The organism is Rhodococcus sp. ENV425, from assembly GCF_002887785.1.
GTDB classification, from domain to species: Bacteria; Actinomycetota; Actinomycetes; order Mycobacteriales; family Mycobacteriaceae; genus Rhodococcus; species Rhodococcus aetherivorans.
The window spans coordinates 1-504 of record NZ_PCZU01000292.1 but is presented as its reverse complement, the minus strand read 5'-3'; the positions used below and the strand labels follow the sequence as shown (position 1 = coordinate 504).

Here is a 504-nt window from a genome sequence, read left to right as displayed (position 1 = left end):
GCCGCCGCCCTGGCACGTCGACGGGCGGTGCTGCCGCAGCAGCACGCCGTCGGCTTCGCGTTCACCGCGCTGGAGGTGGTGCGGATGGGTCGCGCGGCGTGGGCGCGCACCGGGCGCAGCCGGGACGACGACGCCCTGGTGGCAGCCGCGCTGACCGAGGCCGACGTCACGCACCTGGCGCACCGGCCGTTCCCCGCGCTCTCCGGCGGCGAACGGGCCCGGGTGGCGCTGGCGCGGGTACTGGCCCAGGACACCGAGACGCTGCTGCTCGACGAGCCCACCGCCGCGCTCGATCTGGGCCATCAGGAGACGGTGATGCAGGTGGTGCGGGCCCGCGCCGACGCGGGCACCGCCGTCGTGGTGGTGCTGCACGACCTGGACCTGGCCGCGGCGTACGCCGACCGGATCTGCGTGCTCGAACGGGGCCGCGTCGCCGCCGACGGCCCGCCCGCGCAGGTGCTGACCGGCGAGCTGCTCACCCGCGTGTACGACTACCCGGTGCGG

At 77.0% G+C, this 504-nt stretch carries 1 protein-coding gene; it reads left to right on the top strand.

Annotation, left to right across the window (positions count from 1 at the left end; genetic code table 11):
• The coding region (locus CQZ88_RS27790; RefSeq protein WP_146034380.1) for an ATP-binding cassette domain-containing protein at positions 1–504 on the top strand (504 nt) is incomplete at both ends.